Here is a 17,067-nt window from a genome sequence, read left to right as displayed (position 1 = left end):
CCTCCTTGTCGCCATTTCCGGACATATGTCCGGTCAGGCGTCATCATGTCCAGTGAAATCGGACGATAGGCAAGATAGCGTCTCCCTACAACCAAGGAGCCTTGCCATGCCCAAAATGAGTGTCCCCGACAACGCCGTGCTGCTGCCGATCGACATGCAGCAGGCCTTTGACAGCACCCCCTGGCCGCGTCGCTGGAATGAGGCGGTCGACAGCAACGGCCTTGCGCTTCTTGCCGCCTGGCGGGCAAGCGGCCGACCAGTCATTCACGTGCGCCACGACAGCGTCATGCCCGGCTCGACGCTTTCCCTCGGCGCGCCCGGCAACGGCTTCCGGCCGGGCTTCGGACCGATGGGAGACGAGGCACTCGTCACCAAGGGCGTCAACGCCGCCTTTATCGGTACCGACCTCGACTTGCGCCTGCGTCGTCTCGGCGTCGAGACGGTCGTCGCCTTCGGCATTTCTACCGACATGTGCGTCTCGACCTCGGTGCGCGTCGGCGCCAATCTCGGCTACCGAATGATCCTCGTCGAGGATGCCTGCGATTGTTTCGACCAGCCGGACGGCGAAGGCGGAGTGATCTCGGCGCGCGAAATCCACCGCGCCCACGTGGCGACCTTGCGGGCGGAATTTGCCGAGGTGTTGTCGACGGCGAAGCTCGTCGAGGCGTTGCAGCGACCGGCAGCGGCTTGACGGTCGGGCGCGGGCAGACGGGGCTACCGTTCAGGTGCTTCCGCTCCCGCGCCGCCGACTACCGGTTGGCGCCGCGGACTTCCTGGATCTCGGTCGTCCATTTCGGCGCCGTCAGGCTTTCGCCCTCGCGGTTGGGGAAGGTGAGGAAGGTTTCGAACGAACGGCTCTGGCCCGCCGGCACGCGGGCGAGGATGAGTGCGGTGTCGTTGCCGATCGTCTCGCAATTGCCGTCAGGGCAGTTTTCGAGCGTTACCGCGAGGCGGAAATATTCGAGCAGTTTCGGCCCTTTGTTCGTCACCGTGCCGCGCAGCCGGAAGCTTCTCTCCGGCTGGCTCTGTTCGAAGGTCAGGCCTTCGAGGGCAACGTCGGCGGCCGTGAGGCCGGCCGGTTGGGTCGTCTCAACGGGCGGGGGCGCGGCCGGCGTGCGACCGTCGCGGTCGGCAAACCAGATGATGAAGGCGACGAGCAGGCCGAGCGCCACGGCGACGGAGAGGATCGGTTCGGCCCAATGACGAAAGCGGCTGAAGCGCGCTGCCAGATACACCACGACAAGACCCAGCGGTAACGCGATCAACCATAGCATCAAGATCCTCCTCAACCCCGCATCATTCCTTGGTCCGGAATCGACGCAACAGAGAAATCGTGCAGCCGATCAACGTGTTACAGCGACGCTCGCATTTTGGAACGGTGCTCTATACCACCTGGCCTTTATATAGGGTGGGCGCCGACTGGCAACACGCCGGGGCGTCGGACGAAAGGAAGCACCCTGACGAATTGGTGAACACGCATGACGATGCCGCGTGGGTCCGCGCTCGCGTGTACAGGACGTCTCCCTATCTGGCGGGTGTCAGGTCCACCCAGTAGGTGCCCTCGAAGGGCACCGCGGCGAAGCGGGCGTTGATCTCGGCAAGGCTCTTCTGGGGGTCGAGATCGCCGAACAGATCCGGCCGGATCCAGGTGGCGAAGGCTTCGGCGGCGACGATGTTGAGCGGGATCGCGTTGAAGAAGTTCCAGAGACCGTGCACGCGCTTTTCCTCGACGGCGCGGATGGTCTTCAGCGCCGGCGCCTCGATGGTGCGGGCCAGCGTCTCGCGCGCTTCGTCTTCGCTGACGCCGGGGCCGATCGAGAGCGTGCCGTATTTGCCGCCGGGCGAGGAGGTGGCGATATAGATTTCCGGATTGGCGGCCATGATCGCCTCGGCGTTGACGGTCCCGCCCGGCCGTGGCAGCACGCCTTCGGCAAAGTTGCGGCCGCCGGCCACCGTCAGGAATTCGCCGAGACCGCCGGTGCCATAGGCCCAGCAACAGCGGTCGGGTTGGGGGAAGGCGTCCATCAGCACCAGCGGGCGCGGTTCCGGCTTGGCGGCGATGCGGTCGCGGATCAGCTTGAGCTTGTCCTCGTAGAACCGGGCGAAAGCTTCTGCCTGTTCGTCCCGTTCGAGGATGCGGCCGAGCAGACGCATCATGCGCGGCGTGCCGGTCAGCGCGTCGTTGTTGAAATCGACCACCACCACGGGCACGCCGATGCCGGTCAGATACTCGATGGCGCGCCTGCCGGACTCGGTGTCGGATTGCCAGTTATTGAGCAGCGCGAGATCGGCCTTCACCGTCAGCAGCGTCTCGAAGGAGAGGCCCGGGCCGGTGCCATCGTCGATCTGCGGCACGTCGGCGATATCAGGAAACTTACGCCGGAAGCTCTCGTAGATCTCGGGGTTGTCGGTCTTCATGTCGCCGGACCAGGCCGCAAGCAGGCTGACGGGATCGGGATGGATGAGCGACAGGGCGACGAGATTGAAGCCGCTTCCAAGCAGGATCGCCTTCGGCTTTGCCGGTATCGTCACCTCGCGGCCGACCGCATCGGTTACGGTCATCGGCCAGTTGCTTTCGGCGCGGGCGGAGACAGCAAAGAGCAGGGCGGTGATGAAAACGAGCGTCAGCCGCAGGGCGGCCGGGAAGAGGAAGCGGGAAGACAAAACCTATTGGTTCCTTTGGCTTGGGAGGGCGCAGAGGCTGCCGCAGCTCGGGACGCCGGGCAGCAGATAGCGCAGGCAGCAGATCTTGCGCCGGCAGACACGGGCGCCATCTTCCTCCTCGTGCCGCAGGCAATCGAAGAAGGGATTGGGTGTACCGTCCGGCAGGGACTTGCTGCCGATCAGCGCGTCGGCCTGCGCGTTCAGCGGCTCGATGCCGGAGGCGCGCAGCGCATAGTCGATATAGACGAGCGCATTGTTCCAGGCGAGCTTCGGGGCGATGCCGCCGACGGACTTGAGATAGCTGACGACCTCACGCAGATGCCCCTGCATCAGGGGGGCAAGCGTGGCGAAAACGTCGCTATCGTCCGCTTTCTGCCAGTCGCCCGGTGTGGCGACACCGAAGGTTCGCGGCAGGCCATCCTCGGCGAGCGCCACCTTCATCTGATCGAAGGCGACGGGCAGCACCTGATGGTCAAGCACGCGCGCGACGAGATAGGGAATGGTGAGGCTCGAAAAATAGTAGAGCGACCACATGGAGGCGACGGCACGGCGGTCGCTGGCGCCGGATTTCTCCGTGTGAATATCGAGCGCGCGGTCGAAGGCGCCGGAGGCAAAGAAGTCCGGCAGCGCCATGCCGTCGGAAAGCTCGTCCGAGAGCACCATCTTCTCATTGCACCAGGCATGGGTGCCGGCAAAGGCGGCCGACAGCGCCTTGGGGCCGCCTGTCGCGACGACCGGTTCGGACACGGCCGCCGTCAAGACGTCACCCGCGCGCGGGTAAGCCCGATCGGAAATGGAGCCTTGGAAGAACGCCGTCCTGCAAGCATGCGATACCTTCTGAGCGTGGTCAGAAACTCATAAGGTGATCGTGTTACTCAAGATTTTTTCCGGTGCAAGTCATTTATGAGTTTTGTATTCATGATTTGAAGCCAAGAGACGATGGCCGGAAGCCGAAGCCTGCGGCCATCGAAGCGGCGAAACCGCCGCTCGGCTCGTCTACTGCATCAGACCGAGCTGCTTGTAAAAGCCGAGCGCGTCGTAATAGTCGTTCTGGGCGGCGATCTTGCCATCCTTGACGGTGAAGACCGAGGCGCCGGTGAACTTGAAGCTCTTGTTGGTCGCGGCCGTGCCGTCGGCCCAGGCGCCCGAATTGGTGCCGGAGAACTCCCATTCGAAGGAGACCTTGTCGCCGCTAGCGATCGGATCACCCTTCATGGTCCAGACGGCATCAGGCACCGCGTTCAGGAAATTGTCGATGACGCCGGTCTTGGCGGCATCCTTGCCGGTGACCGGCTTGCCGACCGACGCGTCGTAATAGGTGACGTCATCGGCGAAGTAGGATGCGGCCTTGCTCGAGTCATGGGCATTCCAGGCCGCGACATAGGCCGCGACCACATCCGGCGCCGCGTCGGCGGCAAACGCCGCCGGCGTGAGCACGAGGGCGCTGAGGCCGAGGGCTCCAGCGGTAACAAGCAATTGACGACGGTACATCGCAAACTCCTCCCGTTTGTTTCGTTTGCATGCATTCTCCGCGCCCGGGGCGGTGAGCCTCAGCCGTGGTTGATCATGATGTGGCGAACGGCGGTGTAGTCCTCGAGCGCGTAGACCGACATGTCCTTGCCGTAGCCCGACTGTTTGACGCCGCCATGCGGCATCTCGTTGGTCAGCATGAAGTGGGTGTTGATCCAGGTGCAGCCGTATTGCAGGCGGGAGGCGGCCTTCATCGCCCGGGAAATGTCCTTGGTCCAGACGGAGGAGGCGAGGCCATAGTCGCTGTCGTTGGCCCAGGCGACGGCATCGTCCTTGCCGGTGAAGCGGGTAACGGAGACGACGGGGCCGAAGACTTCGCGGCGCACGATCTCGTCTTCCTGCGTGGCGCCGGCCACAACCGTCGGCTGGAAGAAGAAGCCGTCCGAGCTGCCGGCGGCACCGCCGGTGGTGATCTCGATGTGCTTCTGGTCGGCGGCGCGCTCGACGAAGCTCGCAACGCGATCGCGCTGGCGGCGCGAGATCAGCGGGCCGATCTCGTTTTCGGTGTCGTCGGCGAGGTTGTAGCGGATGGTCGAGACGGCCGAGGTGAGGTCGGCGACCAGCTTCTCGTAGATACCGGCTTCGGCATAGATGCGGCAGGCGGCGGTGCAGTCCTGGCCGGCATTGTAATAGCCGAAGGTGCGGATGCCGTTGACCACCGCTTCGAGGTCGGCGTCGTCATAGACGATGACCGGGGCCTTGCCGCCGAGCTCCAGATGGGTGCGTTTCACGGTCTTGGCGGCCGCCGCCAGCACTTTCTTGCCGGTGGCGATATCGCCGGTGATCGAGACCATCGAAATCTTCGGATGGTTGATCAGCGCATTGCCGACGGTTTCGCCGCGGCCGCTGACAACATTGACCACGCCTTCCGGCAGGATGTCGGCAAGCACCCGCGCGAGCTTCAGCGCCGTCAGCGGCGTCTGTTCGGATGGCTTGAAGACGACGGTGTTGCCGCCGGCGATCGCCGGCGCCAGCTTCCAGGCCATCATCATCAGCGGATAGTTCCACGGCGCGATCGAGCCGACGATGCCGATCGGATCGCGGCGGATCATCGAGGTGTGGCCGGGCAGGTATTCGCCTGCGGTCGGGGCGTGCAGGTTGCGCACGGCGCCGGCAAAGAAACGCCAGCAGTCGACGATCGCCGGCAGCTCATCATTCTTGACCGCATTGATCGGTTTGCCGCAGTTGAGCGCCTCGAGGGCTGCAAAGCCGTCCGCATCCTTCTCGATCGCATCGGCGATCTTCAAGAGATAGTTGGAGCGTTCGGCCGGTGTCGTCTGCGACCAGCTGGTGAAGGCGCTTTCAGCAGCGTCGACGGCCGCCTCGACCTGGGCATGCGAGGCTTCCGGCAGATCGACGATCTTGCCGCCCGTCCGCGGGTTCAGGATGTGTTCGTCGGCCTCGGTGCCGGCCTCGAAGCGCGATCCGATCAGCAGTTGGGTGTCCATGTCTGTTCTCCCTTGATAGTCGAGTTATTTGCCGGCGCCGGCGATCTGGTCGCCGTCGCGGGTGAGGTAGTAGGCGCCGAGGATCGGCAGGAAAGTGACGAGCACCACGACCATGGCAACCACATTGGTCACCGGGCGCTGGCGCGGGCGGATCAGCTCTTCGAGCATCCAGATCGGCAGCGTGGACTGCTGGCCGGCAGTGAAGGTGGTGACGATCACCTCGTCGAAGGAGAGCGCGAAGGCGAGCATGCCTCCGGCAAGCAGAGCCGTGCCGATGTTGGGCAGGATGATGTAGCGGAAGGTCTGGAAGCCGTCGGCGCCAAGGTCCATCGAGGCCTCGATCAGCGAGCCGGAAATCCGCCGGAAGCGGGCGACCGCATTGTTGTAGACGACGACGATGCAGAAGGTCGCGTGGCCGAGCACGATGGTCCAGAAGGAAAACGGAATATCGGCCATCGAGAAGGCGGAGCGCAGCGCAATGCCGGTGATGATGCCGGGCAACGCGATCGGCAGGATGACGAGCAGCGAGACCGTCTCGCGGCCGAAGAAGCGCGTCTGGCTGACGGCTGCGGCGCAGAGCGTGCCGAGCACCAGCGCGACCGCGGTTGCGATTGAGGCGACCTTGACCGAAAGCGTTAGCGCCGCCCAGACGTCGGGCCGGTTCCAGGCAACGGCGAACCACTGCGTCGTCAGCCCCGGCGGCGGGAACTGATAGCTCTTTTCCTCCGTCGTGAAGGCATAGAGGAAGATCAGGAGGATCGGCAGGTGCAGGAAGGCGAGGCCGGCGGCGGCCGCAATCTTCAGGCCCATCGGTGAGCGGTTTCGTTCAGAGCGCATCGAAGGCTCCCATGCGTTTGGCGACGAAGAGGTACGCGCCCATGATGACGATCGGGACGACCGTGAATGCGGCGGCCAGCGGGATGTTGCCGGCCGTGCCCTGCTGGGCATAGACGGCCTGGCCAATGAAGAGGCGCGACGAGCCGACGATCTGCGGGATGATGTAGTCGCCGAGCGTCAGCGAGAACGTGAAGATCGAGCCGGCGACAATGCCGGGCAGGGCCAGCGGAAAGAGCACGTGGCGGAAGGTCTGGGCCGGCGTGCCGCCGAGATCGGAGGAGGCCTCGATCAGGTTGCCGGGCACGCGCTCCAGCGCTGCCTGGATCGGCAGGATCATGAAGGGCAGCCAGACATAGACGAAGACGATGAAGGTGCCGGTATAGCTGACCGAGAGCGAGTTGCCGCCGACCACGGGTAGCGACAGCCAGCCGTCGAGCAGCCACATGAGATGCAGCTTTTCGAAGAACCAGGTGAGGATGCCCTCCTTGGCCAAAATCAGCTTCCAGGCATAGATCTTGACCAGATAGCTCGACCAGAGCGGCAGCATCACGCCGAGATAGAAGAGCACCTTCCATTTCCCCTGTGCGTAGCGCGCGGCGTAATAGGCGATCGGGAAGGCGATGACGGCGGAAGCGACGGTGACGGTCGCCGCCATCAGCACGGTGCGCAGGATAATGTCGAGATTGGTTTCGCTGAGCAGTTGGCGATAGGTCGCGAGCGTGAACTCGTAGTTGATCAGGCCCGAGAAATCGTCGATCGAGAAGAAGCTCTGGAGCAGAAGCGCAAACAGCGAGCCGAGATAAACGACGCCGAGCCAGAGCAGCGGCGGGGCGAGCATGATCAACAGAAGCAGATGCGGGTGCTTCCAGAAGAAGTCCGACAGGCGGCCGGCGGGGCCTCGGCGTTCAGGCAGAACGAGGGGTTCGGCAAAGGCGGTCATGCGTCCTCCATCGGGTGCAGCTCGTTTGCGGCAAAGCTGATGGTGACGGGGCTGCCGAGCGCGGGCACGGCGAGCGCTGCGGGGCTGGCGACCGCGACGCGGGCGCCATCGACATCGACGACGACACGGTTGACGGCACCGAGGAAGCTATGGGCCGAGACGGTGCCCGAGAGGCTGAGCGCGCCATCTACCGGCTGGGCGAGGACGATCGCTTCGGGACGCAGGCTCGCAAAGGGTGCCTTCAGCCCGAGCCGCTGGCAGAGCTTTTGCGGCAGCACGTTGGACGAGCCGACGAAATCTGCGACAAACCGCGTCTTCGGCTGCTTGTAGACGTCTTCCGGGCTGCCAAGCTGCTGGATGCGGCCATCGTTGAAGACGGCGATGCGGTCGGCCATCGACAACGCCTCGCCCTGGTCGTGGGTGACGAAGACGAAGGTGATGCCGAGCGACTTCTGCAGGCTCTTCAGTTCCTCCTGCATCTGCTCGCGCAGCTTCAGATCGAGCGCGCCGAGCGGCTCGTCGAGGAGCAACACCTTGGGCTTGTTGACAAGTGCCCGGGCGAGCGCCACGCGCTGGCGCTGGCCGCCGGAGAGTTGCCCGGGACGGCGGGTGCCATAGCCCGGCAGCTTGACCATGGCGAGTGCGTCCTCGGCCGCCTTGCGGCGCTCCTCGCGGCCGACACCCTTGACCATCAGCCCATAGGCGACGTTGTCGAGGATCGAGAGGTGCGGGAAGAGCGCGTAGTCCTGGAAGACGGTGTTGACGCTGCGGCGATAGGGCGGCACGCCCTCCGCCGTTTCGCCGAAGATCTCGATATGGCCGCCGGTCGGCTGCTCGAAGCCGGCCATCAGGCGCAGGCAGGTGGTCTTGCCGGAGCCTGAGGGGCCGAGCATGGCGAAGAACTCGCCCTCGGCAATCTCGAGGTTCACGCCATCAACGGCGCGCACGGCGCCGAAGTGGCGGGAAACATTGTCGAAGAGAACGGCGGTGGTCATTGTATGGCTCCGGGAAATGTGGCCCCTCATCCGCCCTGCCGGGCACCTTCGCCCCGCAGGCGGGGCGAAGGGGACGTGCGGCGGGCGTCTTGCCTCAAGTTCACGCCCTACGGTTTGGCCGGGGGCGTTCCCTCTCCCCGCGTGCGGGGAGAGGGTCAGGGTGAGGGGCAAATGCTTGCGATAGGTCTGACGGCTTAGCGGCCGCCGATCACGCCGATATAGTCGGAGACCCAGCGGTGATAGGGCACGCATTCGCCCTGGCTTTCACACTTCGTCACCGGCGTCTTCCAGAACTTGACCTTGTCGAAGTCCTCGTAGCCGTTGGTCTTGCAGCCGGCGTCGGTCAAGAGTTCGTTGCCCTTGCAGGCCGCACCGACCGACGGGTTGGCGCCGAACCAGGCGGAGACGTCGCCCTGGACCTTCGGCGACAGCGAGTGCTCCATCCACATATAGGCGCAGTTCGGATGCTGGCTGTCGGCGTGCAGCATGGTGGTGTCGGCCCATCCGGTCACGCCTTCTTCCGGAATGGTCGAGGCGATCGGCAGCTTCTCGGCTTCCATCAGGTTGACCTGGAACGGCCAGGAGCCGGAGGCGACGACGCCTTCGTTCTTGAAGTCGTCGATCTGGATCATTGCGTCGTGCCAGTAGCGGCCGACGATCTTGCGCTGGCCGCGCAGCAGCTCGAGCGCTGCCTTGTACTGGTCTTCATTGATTTCGTAGGGGTCCTTGATGCCGAGTTCCGGCTTGTGCTTCATCAGGTAGTTGGCAGCGTCGGCCACATGGATCGGGCCGTCATAGGCCTGGACGCGGCCCTTGTTGGATTTGCCGTCGGGCAGGTTCATTTCCTCGAAGACGACGTTCCAGCTCTTCGGCGCTTCGCCCTTGAAGGCGTCCTTGTTGTACATCAGCACGTTCGGGCCCCAGACGTAGGGCGTGCCGTAGTGGACACCATTGACTGTGTACCAGGGCGCGTTCTGCATGCGCTCGTCGATCGTCTTCCAGCTCGGGATGAGATCGGTGTTGATCGGCTGGACGCGCTTGCCGGCGACGAGGCGCAGCGAGGCGTCGCCCGAGGCGGTGACAAGGTCGAAGCCGCCTTCGTTCATCAGCGCCACCATTTCGTCCGAGGTGGCGGCGGTCTTGACCGAGACCTTGCAGCCGGTCTGCTTTTCGAAATCCGTGACCCAGTCATAGGCCTTGTCGGTCTCGCCGCGCTCGATGTAGCCGGCCCAGGCGACGATGGAGAGTTCGCCTTCGCCCTTGCCGAGTTCCTTCAGCGGCTCCTGCGCGAAGGCCGGGGCGACAAGGCCGAGCGACAGGGTCAATGCCGTGCAGGATTTGAGCATCTGCTTCATCTGAATTCTCCCAGTTTTGAGCCGCGTTTTGCGGCTTCGTTCCCAAGATGAAGCGTGCCTTCATTTCACCGTATTCGCAAATTCATTAAACAGAATGTCGCTTTCGGTTTTTCCGATATCGGTCACCCACCGGCACGCCAAAGGTGTGGCCAGTGTCGGGAGAAGACTAATAAATTTAGTGAATTAGCGCGGTCTGGCGCTTCTCAGCGCTTCGGCGATACCGACGAAATCGCGTGCCGATTGTGGCAGGCCGGAGCCCTTGCGCCAGACCATGCCGACCTGCACGACGGGAAGCGCGCCCGACACGTCGCGGCTCTCGATGCGGTCGCCTTCCAGCGACCAAGGGCGGTAGACGAGGTCAGGCAAAAGCGCGATGCCGGCGCCTGTCGCCACCAGGCTGCGCACCGCTTCGACCGAGCGGGTGCGGAAGGCGACATGCGGGCGGGCGCCAAGTGCGGACAAAAGCTTGCCGGTGTTCTCCTCGATTTCGTCCACTGTCAGCATGATCAGCGGTTCCTTGGCGATATCGCTGACGGAGATGATGTCGGCGCTGACAAGCGGATGGCCGATCGGCAGCCACAGGCGATAGGGCGAGGTCTCCAAAATCTCCGCCTGCAGCGCCATGCGGTCGCGCAGGTTGGAGATGACCATGACGGCGACATCGAGCTCGCCGCCGATCAGCAGATGTTCGAGATAGGAGCCGTTGTCCTCGATGGCGCTGACTTCCACGCCGGGGCAGGCGCGGCGGTATCGCGCCAGCAGATCGGAGAGCACGTAACCGGCCACCAGCGAGGTGACGCCGAGGTTGAGCTTGCCGCCGGTTTCCTCGCGGCTGTCGGAAAAGCTGCGGCGGGCGTCCGAGACATTGGAGAGGATCTTGGTGGCGTGGCGCAGGAACTGGTGGCCGTTGTGGGTGATCGACAGGCCCCGCGGATGCCGGTCGAAGAGCTCGACGCCGAGATCGCCTTCCAGCTCCTTGATCGCCTCGGTGATCGAGGATTGCGAGATCGAGAGGTTCTGCGCCGCACGGGTGATAGATCCCTGTTCGGCGACGGCGACGAAATATTGCAACTGTCTGAAAGTGAAGGCCATGGCGAGAGTTAATAGGTGCGAGGCAGGGCTGGCAAGCGGGTGGCCGATGCAACCGGATCGACCGCCGATTTTTTCCCGTCATGTCGGTTTTCGGACAGGGAGCCGGCACGCCGGTGCTAAGCTGCAGGCGACTTCGGGATTGCAGGGAGGACGACGTGGATCAGGTGACCAAGCGGCCGATGCCGACAGAGGAGGGGATCCTCGCCTTTCATCGCCGCTGCGAGGACTTCTATCCCGCCGACGCGGTCGACGCCTCGATCGAGCAGCAGCGCAAATGGTATGACGCGCTCTGCGCCGAGTTCGATGCGCCGAGCCCGGCCGGGCTGACGCGCATGGATGAACTCGTCGACGGCCGTATCCCGACCCGGCGCTACCGGCCGGCCAAGGTCTCGAGCGAAACGCGCATCTATTACATCCATGGCGGCGGCTTCGTCGTCGGTTCACTCGACAGCCATGATGCGATCTGTGCCGAGCTTGCGGATTTCGCTCAGGCCGAGCTGGTCTCGGTCGATTATCGGCTCGCGCCGGAGCATGTCTGGCCGGCTGCCTTTGACGACAGCTACGCCGTGCTGCAACACCTCCTGTCCGACGGCCGCCCGGTCGTCGTGGCCGGCGACAGCGCCGGCGGCAATCTCACGGCTGGCATCGTTCTCAAGGCACGGGCGGAAAGGCTTTCCGGCATCGTTGGCCAGGTGCTGATCTATCCCGGCCTTGGCGGCGATCTCGTGTCGGGTTCCTATGCCGACATGGCCGAGGCGCCGGGGTTGACGACCGCCGATGTCAGCTATTATCGCGATATCCTCAAGGCGCCGATGGGCAATCCCTTCGCCGCGCCGCTGGCGGAAACGGATCTCTCGGGCCTGCCGCCGAGCTATGTAACCGGCGCCTTCTTCGACCCCTTGCGCGACGATGCCCGCCTCTATGCGGCGCGGCTTGCCATGGCGGGCGTGAACGTCACCTTCCGCGAGGAGCCGCAGATGATCCATGCGTGGCTGAGGGCGCGGCACATGAGCGAGGGCGCGCGCGACGGGTTTCGCCGGCTGGCGGAAGGCGTGGCGGTCCTTGTCGGAACGCGTTGACGACCTGCTGTGTCCGTTTGAGAAGCGGGCCTAGCTCTTCGGCTTGAACACCAGCACCGGATTTGCCTGGAAGGCCTCGGGGAACAGGGTTCTCAAGTTCTCGATCTTCGGCAGGTCGTTGTAGACGATATAGGGGTGCGTCGGGTTTCGCGTCAGGAAATCCTGATGATAGTCCTCGGCAGCGTAGAAGCCCTTGAAGGGCGAAACCTGCGTGACGATCCTTGCCGGGAAGGCGGCTGATTTGCCGAGCTGGGCTATATAGGCATCGGCGATCCGCTTCTGTTCATCGGTGACGGTAAAGAGCGCCGATCGATACTGTGGGCCGTGATCCGGCCCCTGATAGTTGAGTTGGGTCGGATTGTGGGCGACGGAGAAGAACACCTGCAGCAGCCGGCCATAGGTGACGTCGCGCGGATCGAAGGTCACTTCCACCGCCTCCGCATGGCCGGTCTTGCCGCCGCTCACCGTCTCGTAGTCGGCGGTTGCCGCGGTGCCGCCGGAATAGCCGGAGACCGCTTTCTTCACGCCCTTAAGGTGCTGGAAGACGCCCTGCACGCCCCAGAAACAGCCGCCGGCAAAGACGGCGATTTCGGTCGAAGCGGATGACTTCTCGTCGAGTGACGGCGGCGGGATGACGACGGCCGGCTCCTGGGCGGCGGCGATGGGCGAAAACGCCAGCAACGCGGCGAAGGCCGCGGTCAATCTTGTGAGGGATCTGTCAGAGGTTTGTACCGACTTGCTGCGCGCCATCGCGTCCTCCCGTCGCCCGGCTCCAGCGCCGGTGTTCGATGACCTCATGTTTTCATGGGATTGGCAACGGTCAAATCGCGATCGCGTGCTTCACGCCAACGTGACGATCCGATACCAGTGGGCAAGCACGAGGCGTCGAGAACGAGGGACGATGACATGGCCGGAGTAACGGATCTCGCGAAACTGCTTTCGACGATGAACCCGGTGCTGTTTCCGCAGACCTACGTCTATTGTACCGTCGCCTATCAGGATCAGGCGCGCTACCAGGCGCTGGAGGCGCTTGCCACCTATCGCGAGGACGAGGGGCTGACCCTGGTCGTTACCCGCGCGGCCGCCGACGAGGCCGGGCTCGCCTATGGTCCGCTGCTTCGCCGCATCACGCTCAACGTGCATTCGGCGCTCGAGGCCGTGGGGCTGACGGCGGCCGTTTCGGCAGCGCTGACGCGCGAGGGCATCAGCGCCAATGTGATCGCCGCCTATTACCATGACCACATCTTCGTGCCGGAAGCGGATGCCGAGCGAGCGCTCGATGCGCTCCGGGCGCTGACCGTCGCCTGACTGGCCGTGTGCGCTCACATGAAGCGCGTGTCGGCGGGCGCGTTGAAGTGGTCGTCATCGCGGCCGTTTTCGTAGATGATCGGCGCCTCGGCGAGTTCCGCGTCGCTGACACCATCGAGGCAGGCGACATTGACCGCGTAGAAATGGCCGATGAAATCCTTGTGGTAGCCACGCGAGAAGGGCCGGACACCGCAGCGGCTGCAAAAATAATGATCGACGTCGCCCTCGATCCAGCTCGAATTGTCGGCCCGGTAGCTCGTCAGCCGGTCCTTGCTTGACGTGATCTCGAATTCTTCGCGCAGCGCAAAGGCCTTCTGCATGCGCGTCTTGGCGCAGAAGGAGCAGTTGCAGCGGCGGATGCCCTCGGCGAGATCAAGCTGGCATTCGAAGGCGATGGCGCTGCAATGGCAGCTGCCGCGATAGAGCTTCTTCATCGGTTTCCTCCCTGGGATTGGACGCAGATCATCGCCCGCCGGCCATCTGGCCGGCGCCGCTTGATATTGCGCTACTTTGCGTTTCCGGCCCGGCGTCTGGCGCCGGGCACCGTTAACCGGCGTTGCCCGAATGCGCCGGCTGATCGGCGGCCACCTGCGCCTTGCCGTCACCGTCATCGCTGGCCTTGCGCAGGAGCAGGAAGGCGATGAGTGCGGTGCCGAGCGATAGCAGCACGCAGATCGAGGCGGTGAAGGCGAAGGACTGGGTGAAGACGTCGCGCGCCGCCGTCAGCAGCCGTTCGGCTTCTGCAGGAGGCAGGTCGGCAGCCACCGCGACCGCTCCGCCGAGCGTCTGCCGGGCTGCGGCAACGGTTTCCTCCGGCAGGCCGGTGACCACCAGCTGGTCCATGCGGCCGCGATAGGCCGAGGTCAGCAGGCTGCCGAGCACGGCAATGCCGAGCGCGCCGCCGAACTCGAAGCTGGTCTCCGAGATCGCCGAGGCGGCGCCGGCGCGCTCCGGCGGGGCAGAGCCAACGATCATATCCGTCGTCAGCGTGCCGACCGGGGCAAAACCGAGGCAGAGCACCACGAGGCCTGTGGTGACGAGAAGCGGGCTGCTTGTGGTGCCGACCTGGGTGCAGATGGCAAAGCCGATCGCCGTCAGCACGAAGCCCGCCGCAATCAGGTTGGAGGCGGCAAAACGGGTGGCAAGCATCGGCACGGTCATCGAGGCGACGATCATCGCCACACCCGTCGGCACCGACCAGAGACCGGCGACGAAGGGCGTGAGCCCGAGCACCAGCTGCAGGTATTGCGCGACGAACAGGAAAGCGCCGAAGCCGACGAAGAGACCGAGGATATTGACACCAAGGGCGGCGCTGAAGGCCGGCGTCCTGAACAGCGCCAGATCGATCAGCGGATCGGCGAGACGAAGCTGGCGCCGCGCAAACAGGATCGCGACGACGATGCCGAGCAGGATGAAGAAGACTGCGATCGTATCGAACCCGGCCTCGGCGATGTGCTTCATGCCGTAGATCACCGAAAGCACGGCGACGAGCGACTGGGCGGCGCTGACGAGATCGATCCGGCCGGCCTCGGGATCGCGGAATTCCGGCAGGAGGATCGGCCCGAGGATGAGGATCAGCACCATGACCGGCACGGCGAGCAGGAAGACCGAGCCCCACCAGAACTGCGACAGCATCAGCCCGCCGACCACGGGGCCGATGGCGCCGCCGGCCGAGAAGCTGGCGATCCACACCCCGATCGCAAACGTGCGCTGGCGGTCGTCGAGGAACATGTTGCGGATGAGCGAGAGGGTGGAGGGCGCAAGCGTTGCTGCCGTGACACCAAGCACCGCGCGCGCGATGATCAGCGTCTCGGCATTCCAGGCGAAGGCGGCGAAGATCGACGCCAGGCCAAAGGCGACCGAGCCGATCATCAGCAGGCGCCGGCGGCCGATGCGGTCGCCGAGCGTGCCCATGGTGATCAGCGAGCCTGCGACCATGAAGCCGTAGATATCGATGATCCAGAGAAGCTGGGCGGCCGAGGGCTTGAGCTGTTCGGCAAGCTGCGGGACCGCGAGGTTCAGCACCGTCAGGTCCATGGAATAGAGCATGCAGGGCAGCGCCAGCACGGCGAGCCCGATCCATTCGCGCCGGGTCGCCTTCGGACCGGGCGCGTTTTCGGTTTCAAGGTTCGAAATCTCAGACATGGTCGACGTAATCCCTGAGCCGCTCGAGGCACTCGCCCCAGCCATCCTGGTGCGAGTCGCGCTCTTCGACGGTCTCGAATGGTGTTTGCTGGAAGGTGAGCCGCGTCTTGCCGCCGATATCGGCGAAGGAAACGGTGATCAGCGTGTCGCTGCCGGGCTCGCCGTCTTCGTCCCAGGCGAAGGTGAAGACCAGCTTCTCGGGCTCGCGCACTTCGCGAAAGATGCCGCTCATCCAATAGTCCTGGCCTTCGGGCGAGCGGATGCAGGCGCGCCAGGCCCCGCCCGGACGGAAGTCCATGTTGACCGAATGCGGCGTGAAGTCCTGCGGTCCCCACCAGCGCAACAGGTGCTCCGGCGTCGACCAGACCTTGAAGACGAGGTTTATCGGCGCCTCGAAGTCGCGCACGATTTCCAGGCTGATATCCTTGCGTGCTGCGTTTGCGGTCGCCGCTGTCATGAATCCTCCTCTGGGCGCCCCAATACGCCCAGTCTTTAACCGTAGAGTTATTTAACTTAGCGGTTAATATCCGTGCGAAAAGGCGATTGTCAAGGCAGGCTCAAGCCGCGATCTGATTTTTGTCAATTTGGGCGGGGGAGGAAGGGTGGTCGCTTGCTTTTACGATGATACGGGCAGGCGCGCCTTGAGGCGGGCCAGCACCCGGACGAAGGCGCCGGGGTCCTCGAGGCTTCGGGCAAGGATCAGCGCGCCCTGGATGCCGCCGACGATTTCCTCGGCAACGCCGTCGCACTCGGCGGCCGGTGTGCCGGCGCGTTCAAGCGTTGCGGATAGATCGGCACGCCAATCGGAGAAATAGCGGTTGAGTTCGCGGGCGAAGCGGTCGTGTGCGCCGCTCGTGGCGATTACCCCCATCAGGCAGAGGCGTCTGCCCTGGCGGAAGTAGCCGTCGACGGCGGCAAACATCGCGTCCAGCGCTGCGGCCGGGTCTTCCGCATTGCGTAGTGGCTCGAAGATGTGCGTGCGGAACCAGGCGGCGATATCGCCAAGCACGGCCTCTGCCATCTCCTCCTTCCCGCCGGGGAAGAAGTGGTAGAGGCTGCCTTTGCCAAGCCCGGTCTTCTCGGTGATCAGGCTGAGGCTGGTGCCGTCATAACCGTGCTCGCGGAAGATTTCCGCAAGCATGGCGATCACGTCCTTTCGCTCAGCGACGACGCGGCTCATGCGGGCTTCCTCGCGAGCGGATACTCGACCTTGGCGAAACGGTGGAACAGCGCGCCAACGGCGACGAGAATAAGCGAGCCGGTCAGCACCGGGAAGAGCAGGAATTCGAAGCCGGGATCGGCGGCGAAGACGACGAGCGGGTTGGCGCCTGCCGGCGGATGGGTGATGCGCAATGCCGCCATCAGCGCGATCGCCGCGCCGACGGCGATGGCGACCGCCCACCATTCATTCGGAAAGACGGTTCTGAGGATCAGGCCGACGAGGGTGGCAACGAAGTGGCCGCCGACGACGTTGGCCGGCTGCGACAGCGGGCTCGCCGTGACGGAAAAGATCAGCACGCAGCTGGCGCCGAAGGGCGCCATCAACATGGGGTGGCCGACAAGGCCTGTGAGGGCGCCGACGGCGGCGATGGCGACGAGGCCGCCGATGCCGGCAATCAAGCCGCGGTTGATATGAACGGGAGGCTGATGACGCGAGAAGAAATGGCGCATGGT

At 64.4% G+C, this 17,067-nt stretch carries 19 protein-coding genes; 3 read left to right on the top strand and 16 right to left on the bottom strand.

Features of this window, described 5'->3' with window-relative positions; translation table 11 throughout:
• Positions 1 to 106: 106 nt before the first annotated feature.
• Positions 107 to 691: a cysteine hydrolase family protein gene (locus tag FA04_RS11570; protein WP_034792084.1), complete on the top strand. Its 585-nt coding sequence runs from the start codon at positions 107 to 109 to the stop codon at positions 689 to 691.
• Positions 692 to 749: 58 nt separating this feature from the next.
• Here FA04_RS11570 and FA04_RS11565 read toward each other — a convergent pair whose 3' ends face one another.
• From FA04_RS11565 to FA04_RS11520, 10 genes are all read right to left on the bottom strand, one after another.
• On the bottom strand, positions 750 to 1,274 hold the full coding sequence (locus FA04_RS11565; protein WP_034792086.1) for a hypothetical protein: 525 nt from the start codon (positions 1,272 to 1,274) through the stop codon (positions 750 to 752).
• A 250-nt stretch (positions 1,275 to 1,524) separates the two neighbouring features.
• The gene (locus FA04_RS11560) at positions 1,525 to 2,634 is read right to left on the bottom strand and encodes an ABC transporter substrate-binding protein (RefSeq protein WP_034793544.1); all 1,110 of its coding nucleotides are present in this window, start codon (positions 2,632 to 2,634) and stop codon (positions 1,525 to 1,527) included.
• A gap of 33 nt (positions 2,635 to 2,667) precedes the next feature.
• Positions 2,668 to 3,327 carry a siderophore-iron reductase FhuF gene (gene fhuF, locus FA04_RS11555; protein WP_082572779.1) on the bottom strand — a complete coding sequence of 220 codons (660 nt, stop codon included), beginning with the start codon at positions 3,325 to 3,327 and terminating at the stop codon, positions 2,668 to 2,670.
• A 333-nt stretch (positions 3,328 to 3,660) separates the two neighbouring features.
• A complete protein-coding gene (locus tag FA04_RS11550) occupies positions 3,661 to 4,155 on the bottom strand; it encodes an ester cyclase (RefSeq protein WP_034792087.1) in 495 nt (164 codons plus the stop codon).
• A 59-nt stretch (positions 4,156 to 4,214) separates the two neighbouring features.
• A complete protein-coding gene (locus FA04_RS11545) occupies positions 4,215 to 5,642 on the bottom strand; it encodes a gamma-aminobutyraldehyde dehydrogenase (RefSeq protein WP_034792090.1) in 1,428 nt (475 codons plus the stop codon).
• 24 nt (positions 5,643 to 5,666) lie between these two features.
• A complete protein-coding gene (locus FA04_RS11540) occupies positions 5,667 to 6,479 on the bottom strand; it encodes an ABC transporter permease (protein WP_034792091.1) in 813 nt (270 codons plus the stop codon).
• Positions 6,469 to 7,419, bottom strand: coding sequence for an ABC transporter permease (locus FA04_RS11535; protein WP_034792101.1), 951 nt, complete (start codon positions 7,417 to 7,419; stop codon positions 6,469 to 6,471). The genes FA04_RS11540 and FA04_RS11535 overlap by 11 nt, the downstream gene beginning before the upstream one ends.
• Positions 7,416 to 8,414 (bottom strand): ABC transporter ATP-binding protein, encoded by a 999-nt coding sequence (locus FA04_RS11530; protein ID WP_029742593.1) that lies wholly within the window; start codon positions 8,412 to 8,414, stop codon positions 7,416 to 7,418. The genes FA04_RS11535 and FA04_RS11530 overlap by 4 nt, the downstream gene beginning before the upstream one ends.
• Before the next feature lie 194 nt (positions 8,415 to 8,608).
• A complete protein-coding gene (locus FA04_RS11525) occupies positions 8,609 to 9,769 on the bottom strand; it encodes an ABC transporter substrate-binding protein (RefSeq protein ID WP_034792104.1) in 1,161 nt (386 codons plus the stop codon).
• 183 nt (positions 9,770 to 9,952) lie between these two features.
• Complete coding sequence (locus FA04_RS11520) at positions 9,953 to 10,861, bottom strand: LysR family transcriptional regulator (RefSeq protein WP_029742595.1); 909 nt, start codon at positions 10,859 to 10,861, stop codon at positions 9,953 to 9,955.
• A 179-nt stretch (positions 10,862 to 11,040) separates the two neighbouring features.
• Here FA04_RS11520 and FA04_RS11515 point away from each other — a divergent pair, with 179 nt between their 5' ends.
• Positions 11,041 to 11,940, top strand: a complete 900-nt coding sequence (locus FA04_RS11515; protein ID WP_082572780.1) for an alpha/beta hydrolase — start codon at positions 11,041 to 11,043, stop codon at positions 11,938 to 11,940.
• A gap of 30 nt (positions 11,941 to 11,970) precedes the next feature.
• Here FA04_RS11515 and msrA read toward each other — a convergent pair whose 3' ends face one another.
• Entirely contained in the window at positions 11,971 to 12,690 is a 720-nt protein-coding gene (msrA, locus tag FA04_RS11510) for a peptide-methionine (S)-S-oxide reductase MsrA (protein ID WP_034792106.1), read from the bottom strand.
• A 156-nt stretch (positions 12,691 to 12,846) separates the two neighbouring features.
• On the opposite strand from msrA, the gene FA04_RS11505 reads away from it, so the two are divergent.
• Positions 12,847 to 13,248 carry an ACT domain-containing protein gene (locus FA04_RS11505; protein WP_034792109.1) on the top strand — a complete coding sequence of 134 codons (402 nt, stop codon included), beginning with the start codon at positions 12,847 to 12,849 and terminating at the stop codon, positions 13,246 to 13,248.
• Between the two features lie 14 nt (positions 13,249 to 13,262).
• Here FA04_RS11505 and FA04_RS11500 read toward each other — a convergent pair whose 3' ends face one another.
• The 5 genes from FA04_RS11500 to FA04_RS11480 form a co-directional block, all read right to left on the bottom strand.
• Positions 13,263 to 13,682: a GFA family protein gene (locus FA04_RS11500; RefSeq protein ID WP_034792111.1), complete on the bottom strand. Its 420-nt coding sequence runs from the start codon at positions 13,680 to 13,682 to the stop codon at positions 13,263 to 13,265.
• A gap of 112 nt (positions 13,683 to 13,794) precedes the next feature.
• Positions 13,795 to 15,393, bottom strand: coding sequence for an MFS transporter (locus FA04_RS11495; RefSeq protein ID WP_051659242.1), 1,599 nt, complete (start codon positions 15,391 to 15,393; stop codon positions 13,795 to 13,797).
• Entirely contained in the window at positions 15,386 to 15,850 is a 465-nt protein-coding gene (locus FA04_RS11490) for an SRPBCC family protein (RefSeq protein ID WP_034792113.1), read from the bottom strand. The genes FA04_RS11495 and FA04_RS11490 overlap by 8 nt, the downstream gene beginning before the upstream one ends.
• Positions 15,851 to 16,009: 159 nt before the next feature.
• A complete protein-coding gene (locus FA04_RS11485) occupies positions 16,010 to 16,573 on the bottom strand; it encodes a TetR/AcrR family transcriptional regulator (protein ID WP_034792115.1) in 564 nt (187 codons plus the stop codon).
• The gene (locus FA04_RS11480) at positions 16,570 to 17,064 is read right to left on the bottom strand and encodes an HPP family protein (RefSeq protein WP_034792117.1); all 495 of its coding nucleotides are present in this window, start codon (positions 17,062 to 17,064) and stop codon (positions 16,570 to 16,572) included. Before FA04_RS11480 ends, FA04_RS11485 begins: the two co-directional genes overlap by 4 nt.
• Positions 17,065 to 17,067 lie beyond the last annotated feature (3 nt).

It is taken from the genome of Ensifer adhaerens, assembly GCF_000697965.2.
Lineage (GTDB): Bacteria > Pseudomonadota > Alphaproteobacteria > Rhizobiales > Rhizobiaceae > Ensifer > Ensifer adhaerens.
Note: the sequence above shows the minus strand (reverse complement) of the source record. Positions and strands in the feature narration are given on the sequence as shown.

Bases quoted from the DNA above. Each gene is read 5' to 3' on its own strand.
- FA04_RS11485 (WP_034792115.1), bottom strand. From the start codon at position 16,573: ATGAGCCGCGTCGTCGCTGAGCGAAAGGACGTGATCGCCATGCTTGCG.
- FA04_RS11500 (WP_034792111.1), bottom strand. From the start codon at position 13,682: ATGAAGAAGCTCTATCGCGGCAGCTGCCATTGCAGCGCCATCGCCTTC.
- FA04_RS11535 (WP_034792101.1), bottom strand. From the start codon at position 7,419: ATGACCGCCTTTGCCGAACCCCTCGTTCTGCCTGAACGCCGAGGCCCC.
- msrA (WP_034792106.1), bottom strand. From the start codon at position 12,690: ATGGCGCGCAGCAAGTCGGTACAAACCTCTGACAGATCCCTCACAAGA.
- FA04_RS11480 (WP_034792117.1), bottom strand. From the start codon at position 17,064: ATGCGCCATTTCTTCTCGCGTCATCAGCCTCCCGTTCATATCAACCGC.
- fhuF (WP_082572779.1), bottom strand. From the start codon at position 3,327: ATGGTGCTCTCGGACGAGCTTTCCGACGGCATGGCGCTGCCGGACTTC.
- FA04_RS11495 (WP_051659242.1), bottom strand. From the start codon at position 15,393: ATGTCTGAGATTTCGAACCTTGAAACCGAAAACGCGCCCGGTCCGAAG.
- FA04_RS11545 (WP_034792090.1), bottom strand. From the start codon at position 5,642: ATGGACACCCAACTGCTGATCGGATCGCGCTTCGAGGCCGGCACCGAG.
- FA04_RS11530 (WP_029742593.1), bottom strand. From the start codon at position 8,414: ATGACCACCGCCGTTCTCTTCGACAATGTTTCCCGCCACTTCGGCGCC.
- FA04_RS11515 (WP_082572780.1), top strand. From the start codon at position 11,041: ATGCCGACAGAGGAGGGGATCCTCGCCTTTCATCGCCGCTGCGAGGAC.
- FA04_RS11550 (WP_034792087.1), bottom strand. From the start codon at position 4,155: ATGTACCGTCGTCAATTGCTTGTTACCGCTGGAGCCCTCGGCCTCAGC.
- FA04_RS11540 (WP_034792091.1), bottom strand. From the start codon at position 6,479: ATGCGCTCTGAACGAAACCGCTCACCGATGGGCCTGAAGATTGCGGCC.
- FA04_RS11505 (WP_034792109.1), top strand. From the start codon at position 12,847: ATGGCCGGAGTAACGGATCTCGCGAAACTGCTTTCGACGATGAACCCG.
- FA04_RS11490 (WP_034792113.1), bottom strand. From the start codon at position 15,850: ATGACAGCGGCGACCGCAAACGCAGCACGCAAGGATATCAGCCTGGAA.
- FA04_RS11565 (WP_034792086.1), bottom strand. From the start codon at position 1,274: ATGCTATGGTTGATCGCGTTACCGCTGGGTCTTGTCGTGGTGTATCTG.
- FA04_RS11570 (WP_034792084.1), top strand. From the start codon at position 107: ATGCCCAAAATGAGTGTCCCCGACAACGCCGTGCTGCTGCCGATCGAC.
- FA04_RS11525 (WP_034792104.1), bottom strand. From the start codon at position 9,769: ATGAAGCAGATGCTCAAATCCTGCACGGCATTGACCCTGTCGCTCGGC.
- FA04_RS11520 (WP_029742595.1), bottom strand. From the start codon at position 10,861: ATGGCCTTCACTTTCAGACAGTTGCAATATTTCGTCGCCGTCGCCGAA.